6 protein-coding genes and 4 pseudogenes are annotated in these 10900 nt (G+C 52.8%); 6 read left to right on the forward strand and 4 right to left on the reverse strand.

The window, feature by feature from the left end; translation table 11 throughout:
* Positions 1-1054 (forward strand): annotated as a pseudogene (locus tag ETC02_RS15300) (transposase); the annotation flags it as partial.
* Positions 1047-1847: an ExeA family protein gene (locus tag ETC02_RS15305; RefSeq protein ID WP_020961374.1), complete on the forward strand. Its 801-nt coding sequence runs from the start codon at positions 1047-1049 to the stop codon at positions 1845-1847. The pseudogene ETC02_RS15300 and the gene ETC02_RS15305, both read left to right, overlap by 8 nt.
* A gap of 324 nt (positions 1848-2171) precedes the next feature.
* Here ETC02_RS15305 and ETC02_RS15310 read toward each other — a convergent pair whose 3' ends face one another.
* Entirely contained in the window at positions 2172-2936 is a 765-nt protein-coding gene (locus ETC02_RS15310) for an enoyl-CoA hydratase (protein WP_050367330.1), read from the reverse strand.
* Between the two features lie 248 nt (positions 2937-3184).
* Between ETC02_RS15310 and ETC02_RS15315 the strand changes: the two genes are divergently transcribed.
* On the forward strand, positions 3185-4582 hold the full coding sequence (locus tag ETC02_RS15315) for an ArnT family glycosyltransferase (protein WP_050367331.1): 1398 nt from the start codon (positions 3185-3187) through the stop codon (positions 4580-4582).
* Positions 4583-4677: 95 nt separating this feature from the next.
* On the opposite strand, the gene ETC02_RS15320 is transcribed toward ETC02_RS15315, so the two are convergent.
* Entirely contained in the window at positions 4678-6114 is a 1437-nt protein-coding gene (locus ETC02_RS15320) for an aldehyde dehydrogenase family protein (RefSeq protein WP_050367332.1), read from the reverse strand.
* 426 nt (positions 6115-6540) lie between these two features.
* On the opposite strand from ETC02_RS15320, the pseudogene ETC02_RS15325 reads away from it, so the two are divergent.
* Together ETC02_RS15325 and ETC02_RS15330 are read left to right on the forward strand one after the other, a co-directional pair.
* A pseudogene (locus tag ETC02_RS15325) lies at positions 6541-6882 on the forward strand (cyclase family protein); the annotation flags it as partial.
* A gap of 403 nt (positions 6883-7285) precedes the next feature.
* Positions 7286-7594: pseudogene (locus ETC02_RS15330) on the forward strand (cyclase family protein); the annotation flags it as partial.
* 60 nt (positions 7595-7654) lie between these two features.
* Here the strand turns inward: ETC02_RS15330 and ETC02_RS15335 are convergent.
* Both ETC02_RS15335 and ETC02_RS15340 read right to left on the reverse strand, forming a co-directional pair.
* Positions 7655-8212, reverse strand: coding sequence for a sugar O-acetyltransferase (locus tag ETC02_RS15335; protein ID WP_050367333.1), 558 nt, complete (start codon positions 8210-8212; stop codon positions 7655-7657).
* A 50-nt stretch (positions 8213-8262) separates the two neighbouring features.
* Entirely contained in the window at positions 8263-9642 is a 1380-nt protein-coding gene (locus ETC02_RS15340; RefSeq protein ID WP_050367334.1) for a D-serine ammonia-lyase, read from the reverse strand.
* 269 nt (positions 9643-9911) lie between these two features.
* On the opposite strand from ETC02_RS15340, the pseudogene ETC02_RS15345 reads away from it, so the two are divergent.
* Positions 9912-10778: pseudogene (locus ETC02_RS15345) on the forward strand (MFS transporter); the annotation flags it as partial.
* Between the last annotated feature and the right edge of the window lie 122 nt (positions 10779-10900).

Consider the following 10900-nt stretch of genomic DNA (forward strand, 5'->3'; position numbering starts at 1 on the left):
GACGCCTTAAAGCCGAAGCGCCGTTCGAACCGCGGCCACTCAAGGCGTCTGTCGCCCGATGATGAGGATCATATTTTAGCCCTAAGAAAAGAACATCCCACCATGCCCGTGACGGTGTTCTACGAACACCTGATCGAGCAGGGGGAAATCCCAGAAAACCATACCTCTTACTTTACTATATACCGATTATTGAAAAAACACAACCTTGTCGGGAAAGAAATCTTGCCGATGCCGGAGCGAAAGCGCTTTGCGTATGACCAGATCAATGAGCTTTGGCAAGGGGACTTATCCCATGGACCAACGATTCGAGTCAATGGGAAAGCCCAGAAAACGTTTTTGATCGCCTATATCGATGACTGCTCGCGGTTTGTGCCGTACGTATAGTTTCCCTTCGGAGAAGTTTGACGGGCTGCGGATCGTCACGAAGGAAGCGGTGCTTCGTTGCGGGAAGCCGAAGCGCATTTACTCGGACAACGGGAAAATGTATCGGTCCGAGGTGCTGCAGTATGCGTGCGCCGAGATGGGAATTACGCTCATCCACACCCAGCCGTATGACCCGCAAAGCAAGGGAAAAATCGAACGGTTCTTCCGCACCGTACAGACGCGGTTTTATCCGCTGTTGGAGCTGAATCCGCCGAAGTCGCTTGACGAGTTGAACGAGCGTTTTTGGAAGTGGCTTGAAGAAGAGTATCATCGAAAACCGCACGCCTCACTGGACGGAAAAACGCCGCATGAGGTGTTTCAATTGCAAGTGCATCTCGTGTCGTTCATCGAAGATGGCGATTGGCTGGATGCGATTTTTCTGAAACGGGAGCACCGCAAGGTGAAAGCCGATGGCACGATCACCCTGAATAAACAGCTATACGAAGTGCCGCCTCGGTTCATTGGGCAATCGATTGAGCTCCGCTATGACGAACGAGGCGTCTATGTGTACGAAGATGGCAAACGGGTGGCGGAAGCCATTCGGGTGCGTTTGGAGGACAATGCCTATGTAAAACGCCATCGGTCCCCGTTTGCGGCGATTCCGGCGAAGGAGGGAGAACACGGTGTATAAATCGTTTTACTCCCTTTCGCGGGAGCCGTTTGCGAAAGAAACAGACCCGTCCGAGGCGTATCAAGGGGCGTCATTTCAGGAAGCGTTGCGGGCGCTGGAGTACGTGAAACGAACCCGGGGGATCGGGCTGTTGATCGGAGAGCCGGGGGCGGGCAAGACGTTCGCCCTTCGGGCGCTGAAAGAGTCATTGAATCCATCATTGTATCATGTCGTCTACTTTCCGTTATCCACCGGAGGCGTGATGGATTTTTACCGTGGACTGGCCTTGGGATTAGGAGAGGAACCGAAGTACCGCAAGGTAGATCTCTTCCGCCAAATCCAGCAGGCGATCGAGCGATTGTATCATGAACGACGGATCACGCCGGTGTTCATTTTGGACGAGATGCATTTAGCAAAGGATGCATTTTTACAGGACATCGCGATCTTGTTCAACTTTGAGATGGATTCGACCAACCCATTTGTCTTGATTTTGGCCGGGCTGCCCCATTTACAGGGGAAGCTGCGGCTCAATCAGCACCACCCTCTCGACCAGCGGATCATCATGCGATACCGGATGGGGCCGCTGGAGAGGGAAGAGGTGGCGGGCTACATCGAGCATCGGATGAAACAGGCCGGGGCGAAGCATCCGATCTTCACTCCATCGGCGTTAGAGGCGATTGCCCTGCAGTCGCGGGGATGGCCTCGGGTGATCAACACGTTGGCCACGACGTGCCTGTTATACGGGTATCAGCTGAAAAAGGACGCCATTGACGAAGAAGTGGTGCGCATGGCCGCAGAGGAAATGGGGTATTAGCACGAAAGGGGCCGAATCGGCCTCTTTTGTGCTTTCACTTTTCCATCGGTCCATCAGGCACGCTGGAAATCTTCATCTGAAAGAGCGTGCAAACGTTCCGAAAGAATGTGCAAAATCCGGAACAATCCGCAAAAATTTTGCACATTATTTCCGAATCCGCCTGAAATAATTTGAAAAAGGGATTCTGAAATAATGTGCTAGTTTACACTAAAGCTCAACTAGCACCACGGGTATTTAACACAATTTTTTTCCGTTGAAAACTAAAAGCAACTCCTGCCAAGTACGCTTGAGCGTAATTGGGCAGGAGTTGCTCATTGCATTTTCCTACCTCCCCCGAAACACCGGCTTCCGCTTTTCTAAAAAGGCGCGAACGCCTTCGCGGTGGTCTTCGGTTTGCCGCATGCGCTGTTGGGCGTCGGTTTCGAGTTCGAGCACGCGAAGCAACTCTTCTTTTGTTTGTTCGACGTACACCATTTTCGTGGCGATCATGGCTTGAAGCGGTTTTTCCCGCAAGGAAGCGATGAATTGTTCGGCTTGCTCCTCATTGTCAACGACGAGATCGACAAGTCCAAGGTGTTGCGCTTCGTCCGCGCTCATCGGTTTTCCTTCCCAAATGATCTGTTTGGCTTTCGCCGTGCCGACCCGCTGGGCCAAGAAGAAATGCCCGCCGCCGTCTGGGATGAGGCCGATGCCGATGAAATTCATCGCCAAGCGCGCTTCTTTCGTGGCGATAAGATAATCGCTTGCCAAGGCGAAGCTGAATCCAAGGCCAGCCGCTGGGCCATGGATGAGGGAAACGGTGATTTTCGGCATCGTATACAAGAGCATGATCATCTCCCGAATCGTATTCATCACCGTCTGAAACTGGTTTGGATCATCGACAGCGAGCATCGTCTTAATGTCGCCCCCAGCCGAAAATCCTCTTCCTCTGCCGCGGATGATGACAACGGAAGCGTCACTTTCCTTGATTTTCCGCAGCGCGTCGACGAGTTCCGTTAGCATTTTCACATCCATGGCATTTAACGCCTGCGGGCGGTTCAGTTCCAATATCGCTTTGTTTTGGTCAAATGTCAGTACAACCGTTTCCATGGCTTTCCTCCTCTGAATGATGATTCATTTCTTTTCATTCGCCATGAAGATGGTTTTTTCCTTGTTGGCGGCAAAAATATCATGTTCTCTAACACATCCATGCTTGACATCTTCATCTACTTGTAATAGCTTCTATGTCGGTGTTGCTTTTTTTTCGAAGCACAGCGTGCCGATAAAGGAGTGGATCGCATGAGAAATCCAAGTGTACGAAACATCTCGTTTTATCTAGCGGCGCGTTGATCTTCTCGATGATGGTCTACAACGTCTTTTATCATCTAGGAACATTCCCGATTTCAAGCTGGGACGAAGCGCGTCATGGCGTCAATGCATACGAAATGCTGAGGCATGGAAACTTGATCGTCAACACATACCTTGGGCATCCTGATTACTGGAATTTAAAGCCTCCTGTTAGCTACTGGGCGATCATGATTGGCTATAAACTCGTTGGGATGAACGCGCTTGGTTTGCGGCTGATGTCTGGCATTTGCGCTACGCTCACGGCCGTTGCCATTGCGCTATTTGTGAAAAAACGGTTTGGAAGCATGGCCGCAATCGTCTCATTGCTTGCCTTGTCTACTAGCACTCAATATTTGCTCAACCATTGCGCTCGCACAGGAGATGCGGATTCGCTCTTTGTCTTCTTCTTTACGTTATCCATCCTTTCTTTGCTGGCTGCTAGACGGCAGACGCGATGGTTGTATGCAGCGGGCCTTGCCTGTTCACTTGCTTTTTTAACGAAAAGTTGGCATGCGGGGAACATTCTGTTGATCATGGTCTTATATTTTCTCATCACTAGGCAGTGGGAGTCAGGACGCTGGCGCGCATGGTGGAGGGCAGCGCTCACCTTCGTTGTTCCTGTGCTCGCTTGGGCTTTTGCCCGCTATCACTATGATGGATTCCGTTTTTTTAAACAAATGATCGCATATGACTTGTTGCTGCGCTCCACTCGGCCCATTGAGGGTCATATCGGTGATGAAGCCTATTACGGCGTCATTCTTGTTCATTTCTTCTTTTGGTGGCTGGCGCTCTTGGTCGGAATCATGGTCATCAGTTACATGCAAGGCGTTCGTCTTTTAGCGTTTGAAGGAGCAGACCATCGCCGGAAAGAAGATGTGATCGGGATTTTGCTTTGGATTTGCGTCCCGCTTCTCATGTTTACCATAGCGAAGACGAAAATCAGATGGTACATCCTCCCTGTCTATCCGCCGCTTTGCCTATTGATTGGCATTTGCGCAAGTCAATTATGGAGAAAAGGAACGTGGGGAGCACGCGGGCTGCTGCTTGCCGGACTGTTGTTCGTCGCATCGTTTTACGAAACGAATATTCAACATTATACCCATCATCCCAAGCCAAATTTCGAACTGGCATTGCTTCAGCAGACCGCCCAAATGCCTGTTCATGGATACGAACTGTTTATGTACCATCCGTTGCACGAGAAAGGCCGCTGGCCGCAAAATGCGGTCTTGACAGCAGAACTTGCGAATGACCTTAAACCTCGGCGCGGAGGGTTGAAAACGTTCTTGCATACAAGCCGAAGCTTGCTTCTCGTGAAAAAAGCATGGTTCAGCAAACAGCTCGAGCATCAATACCACCTGTCTGTTCTCGCCTCGAACCGTTGGGGATATATTTTGGAAAAGCACGCTTAAACATACAGCCTTGGAGTGCCACTCTCTCCAAGGCTGCGCAACCATTCTTCTAGAATTTTAGGAATAAACTTTACTCCAACCTCTTCTCATCCCGCTTAACTTTCGTTAAAAATAATCAACTTCAACTCCGTCATTTCTTCAATCGCATAACGAATGCCTTCGCGGCCAAACCCGCTTTCTTTCACGCCGCCGTACGGCATATGGTCGACGCGGAACGTCGGGATGTCATTAATCAACACGCCGCCAACGTGCAGTTGTTTCGCCGCTTTCCACGCGGTATGGACGTTGTCGGTGTAGATGCCCGCCTGCAAGCCGTAGCGCGAGTCATTGACCAGTTCAATGGCTTCATCGATCGAACGGACGCGGTTGATCAAGACGATCGGGGCGAACACTTCTTGGCACGACACTTTCATCGTCGGTTCGGCGTCCACAATGACCGTCGGAAGCAAGATATTGCCGTCGCGCTCGCCGCCGAGGACGACGTTTGCGCCGCCTTGTTTCGCCTCTTCGATCCAAGAGAGCGCCCGGTCGACATCGTTTGGCGTAATCAAGGCGGATACATCGGTGGTTGGATCCAACGGGTCGCCTGTTTTCAACTGTTTCGCGGCGGCGACAAATTTTTCGACGAACTCGTCATAACGATTCTCATGCACGTAAATGCGCTGGAGTGAAATGCACACCTGCCCTTGGAACGTGAACGCACCGAACACGCAGCGCGGGATGATGCGGTCAAGATCGACCTGTTCATCGACGATCACGGCCGAGTTCGAGCCGAGCTCGAGCGTCACCCGCTTTAAGCCAGCTTTATTGCGGATCGCGATGCCGACTTCCGGGCTGCCGGTGAAGGTGATCATGCTGATGCGCGGGTCGGTGACGATTTTGTCGCCGACCGTGCGGCCGCTTCCGGTGACGACGTTGAGCGCCCCTTTCGGCAAACCGGCTTTTTCGAACAGTTCGGCAATAAAGTAGGCGGACAGCGGCGTTTGGCTGGCTGGCTTCAACACAACGGTGTTGCCCGAGGCGATGGACGGGCCAAGTTTATGGGCCACCAAGTTCATCGGGAAGTTAAACGGCGTAATCGCCCCGATGACGCCGATCGGCTCGCGGACCGTCAAGGCGATGCGATGTTCCCCGCCCGGCGCGGCGTCAAGCGGCAGCGTTTCCCCATGAATGCGCTTCGCTTCTTCGGCGGCGAATTTGTACGTTTGAATCGTGCGGGCGACTTCCCCTTTCGCCGTGGTGATCGGTTTGGCTGCTTCCAGTGCGATCAACCTTGCCGCTTCTTCCTGCCGCGCTTTCAGCTGCTCGCCGACCCGCTCTAAAATGGCGGCTCGTTCATGCGCCGGCATAGCCGCCATCGTTTGCCGCGCGGCGTATGCCGCCGCGATCGCTTCGTCAACTTCTTCTTCCGATGCAGCCGGGATCTCGGCGATCGTCTCGCGTGAGTATGGCGATTTCAGCTCCGTGTACGACTTGGCTTCCCGCCATTCACCGTTGATGTATAGCTTCTGTTTCTGCACCGCGATTGACATCTTTTCACCCTTCCCTTCTTTTAAGCACGCGGCCGAAATTTTCCCCTTCAGTATATGTCCCGCATGCCCTGTTTATTTGTTTCATTCGCCATCGCGCGTGAAAATTCTTCCACTTGTCCTTTGTTTACGAAAGCCGTCCGTTGCCATGCAGCGCCATCATTCGCCTCTCTCGTTACGGGTGACGTTCCCCTCCCCTCTCTATGATAACACTCCGTCGCTCGGTTTGCCGCCAAACTGCTTGCCCCTGTTCGCGGAAAGACAAGCAACATAGCCCTTGGTCACCGGCCGCCCAACGTTCGGCGCAACATTTCCCCAGCTAACCGTCCAGCTCCGCAAGGCATGATGATGGCTTTCTAACTCCTCCTTCTCCTATGTTTTTGTTGTATGATAAAAGCAGCCAAAAATAGTGTAGAGGGAGATTTGGAAATGAACATCAAAACACTCATCGACCTCACCATGCCGATCACGGCCCAAACTCCGGTGTACCCGGGGGATCCGAAGCCGAAAATCGAACCGGCGGCGACGTTCGCCCAAGACGGCTATCACGTCAGCCGCCTTGTGCTTGGGTCGCACAGCGGCACGCATGTGGATGCGCCGTTTCACTTTTGCGAACACGGTTGGCGGCTCGATGACGTGCCGCTCACCTATTTCCTCGGCCGCGGCATCGTGATCGATGCCACCGGGAAAGCGGAAGGCGAAGCGGTGACGATGGCCGATGCCGCTCCGTATATCCCGAAGCTGTCGCCGGGAACCGTTGTGTTGTTTCATCCTATTTCGCGCAGGAGACTCCCACTTCAACGACCAAAGGGAGTAAGTGGGAGAGGAATGCGCGTTCCCCCTTTCTTTTGTGTATGATAGAATAAAGGCGTGGAGAAAACCGTTCAATAAAGGCACTCCAATCACGGCTACTCGATGTATGGAGTTGGTTACAGGAAACGTTGTAACCGTAAAACATCGAGCGTAGGTCCGTCTGTTGTGTGTGGAAGCCAAGTACTGCCAACAGACACACCGAGAGAATCGGTAACGATGCAGGCATGACCTGCGTCGTTGGGTAGTCGTCAACCTGCCCCCTGATGCAACCCCAAGTCAAGGAAGGAGGACGAAGTCCGTTTGCACTTCTGGGGAGTTGCAAGCCCCCACTTCAAGCGTTAGCTAAGTGGGGGTAGTTGACACCGGCTGGTCGCAATACGCCGGAACAAAGCGGTATTTTTCCCATCCGTACGTTGCGCTGGAGGTGATTGAAGCGATGCTGGAGCGAGGCGTGCGGACGTTTTTCATCGACGCGCTCAACATCGACCCGCCGGACGGCTCGTCGTTCCGCGCCCACGAACTTATTCTTGGCGCCAACGGGGTGATCGGGGAAAATTTCGTGAACTTCGAGCGAATCGATTTTGATGATCCATATATTATTGCCCTCCCTCTTTCCTTGCCTGGCTGCGACGGTTCGCCTGTTCGGGCGGTGGCGGTGCAGTGGGCGTAACAAAGAAGGATGATGCAACCAAACGCCCCGCACATGCTTTGCGCGGGGCGCGGCCTTGGGCTATTTGAGCCATTTGATCACTTTCGCCGGGTTTCCGCCAACGACCGCGTTGGCGGGGACATCTTTTGTCACGACCGCCCCTGAGGCGATGACGGCGTTGTCGCCGATCGTGACGCCCGGGTTGATGACGGCCCGCCCGCCGATCCAGACGTTATGGCCGATCACAACCGGCTTTCCGTACTCCAACCCGGAATTTCGTTCGTGCGGATCGAGCGGGTGAGTCGCCGTATAAATGTGCACACCAGGACCAATAAAACAATGGTCGCCGATTCGCACTTCGCATACATCCAAAATCACGCCATCAAAGTTCATAAAAAAGTCTTCACCGACGTGAATGTTGTAGCCGTAGTCGCAGCGGAAGTTCGGCTCGATAAACAGCCGTTCTCCCGTTGAACCGAACAGTTCTTTGAGCAGATCGGTTCGCTTTTCATATTCCGTTTCCAACGTTTCGTTATACAAACGAACGAGCCGCCGCGCCCGCTCCCGCTCCTTGACGAGCTCCGGATCAGCGGGGCTGTACAAGTGTCCCGCCACCATCTTTTCCTTTTCGCTTTTCATTCAATCCCTCCAACATCTCGCGTCTTCGCGCAGCACTCCATGGAATGATCTTATCGTCCTTCAGAAAAACCGTTCCCTGTCATCGTTTCAATCCGCACGCCTTCCCGATAATAGGCCTCCATCACATCCTTTGGCACCATGCTTCCGCCTGTCGCCCAGCCAATATGGACGGCGTTTTTCATCTTTTCTTTCAAACCGTTTGCCTCTACGTACGTTTGCCCCGCCAAATCACGAAACAGCCGAACAGGCCCCGCCACCCCCGCCAAGGCGGACGGCTCTAAATAGATTTCCTCCGTTTCCACCATCGCCGCGAGCAAGCGGTAAAGCGTCGAATCGTCCACCGTATAGACGCCGCTGATGACGTTCTCAAGCATGTTTCCCACCAGCCGCGACGGCCGACCCACCGCTAGCCCGTCCGCTTCGGTCTTATTGTCGAGGCCAAAATCTTGCACCGACACGCGGTCGTGCTCTCCTGTCATCAACCCAAGCAGCATGCAAGGCGAATGCGTCGGCTCAGCGAAAAAGCAATGCACATGATCGCCGTACACGAGCTTCAGCCCAAACGTCACCCCGCCCGGACCGCCGCCGACGCCGCAAGGAAGATACACAAAGAGCGGGTGGTTTTCATCAACCGTGATGTTCATGTCCTCTAATTGCTTTTTCAGCCGAAACGCCGCCACCGCATAGCCTAAAAACAGATGGATCGAGTTTTCATCATCGATAAAATACGACGTTGGATCCTCGGCGGACTGTCTTCGCGCCTCTTCCACCACTTTGTTGTAATCAGTGAGATGTTCGATGACGGTGACCCCTTTGCTTCGCAATAAGTCTTTTTTCCATTGTTTCGCATCGGCTGACATATGAACGGTAACGTGGAACCCAAGCTTCGCTCCGATGATGCCGATGCTCAAGCCTAAATTCCCTGTCGATCCAACGACCAGAGAATAGCGGGAAAAGAATTGCCGGAATTCTTCGCTGTCCATGACCGCATAGTCCTCTCCTATGGCGATCATACCGTTTGCGAGCGCAAGATCTTCCGCGTGTTTCAACACTTCGTAAATGCCCCCACGCGCCTTGATCGACCCGGAAATCGGGAGATGGCTATCGCATTTTAGCAACAGCTCCCCCTCGATGTTGGTCTGAAACATCTTTTCCAAACGCCGTTGCATGTTCGGAATCCGGACTAAAGGGGATTCGATGATGCCATGGGCCGGCCGCGTCTCGGGAAATGCCTTCGCGATGTAGGGGGCAAAGCGGCGCAATCGTTCTTCCGCCTCCTTGACATCGCGCTCGCGTAAAGGAATCGTTTGAATGGCTTGCGCAAACGCGTGATATTTTGGATTGCGCCAAAACACCTCTTCGGCCGCCATGATCATTTCAAGCAGCGGGAATTTCTTTATCCACTTTTGGATTTCGTTTTTGGTCATCATGCACCATTCTCTCCCATGCGTGTTTGTCGTTTCGCACCCTTGGCGGATGCCGGTCCAAAGTCCGCTTCATTGTTTGTCGAACCGTTTACCTCCAGTCTCGCGAAAACCGCTTCCATTGTCAATGGGGAGGAAGGGAAATGGTTTGTGGATGACATTCGGGAGTGATCCCAGCCTCGTCGGAACGGCCAAGCAAGGTGCGATCTGCTTTGAAAAACGCCTGTCTTTCCATTATGATGAAAGAGGCAAACCATATCGTGGAGATGATGATCATGGGCAATCGCCGCGGTTTATCGCTTTTGTTTCTCGTGATGTTTTTGGTCATGGCCGGGTTTGGCATCATTATCCCTGTCCTTCCATTTTACGCAGAAAAAATCGGCGCGACGCCAACGCAGCTCGGCTGGTTGATGGCCGTGTATTCGCTCATGCAATTTTTATTTGCGCCGATGTGGGGGAATTTATCGGACCGCTATGGACGAAAGCCGATGCTGCTTGTCGGCATTTTCGGTTTGGCCCTTTCGTTTTTCTTGCTCGCCGTCGCGACAAAACTTTGGATGTTGTTTGCCGCTCGCATCATCGGCGGATGTCTATCGGCGGCCACGATGCCGGCCGCTATGGCGTACGTCGCAGATGTGACAACGGAAGAAGACCGGGGCAAAGGAATGGGGATGATCGGAGCGGCCGTTGGGCTTGGATTTATTTTCGGACCGGGGATCGGCGGCATATTTTCAAAAACGAGCTTGACCGCTCCGTTTTGGATGGCAGGCAGCTTGGCGCTGCTGACAGCTATATTCGTTTTCGTTTTCTTGCATGAATCGCTTCCGAGAGAAAAACGATCGAACATAAAAGCGAAACGACCATCGCTTGCGGTTGCTCTCCGAAGCCCTTTGGCACGCCTATACATGTTGCAGCTCATCGTAACGTTTTCCCTCGCCGGACTTGAAGCGACGTTCGCCTACTTTGCCGCTGAACGAGCAGGGCTTTCGTCGACGGAGCTCGGTTACATTTTCATGATCATGGGGCTTGCAGGAGCCGTCGTCCAAGGGGGGCTTCTTGGAAAACTGATCCGCTCATTCGGGGAAGGCGCTGTCATTCGTTTCGGGCTGTTCTTGTCAGCAGTTGGCTTTTTTCTCATTTTATCTTAATTAGGCGAGAAGACTCCCACTTCAACGAAGCGAAGCGGAGTAAGTGGGAGATGAATCGCCTTAACTATATTTTGCTGAAAATAGGATAGATTCAGTAAAATATAGTATAATATAGT

The organism is Geobacillus sp. DSP4a (genome assembly GCF_013096875.1).
GTDB classification, from domain to species: Bacteria; Bacillota; Bacilli; order Bacillales; family Anoxybacillaceae; genus Geobacillus; species Geobacillus thermophilus.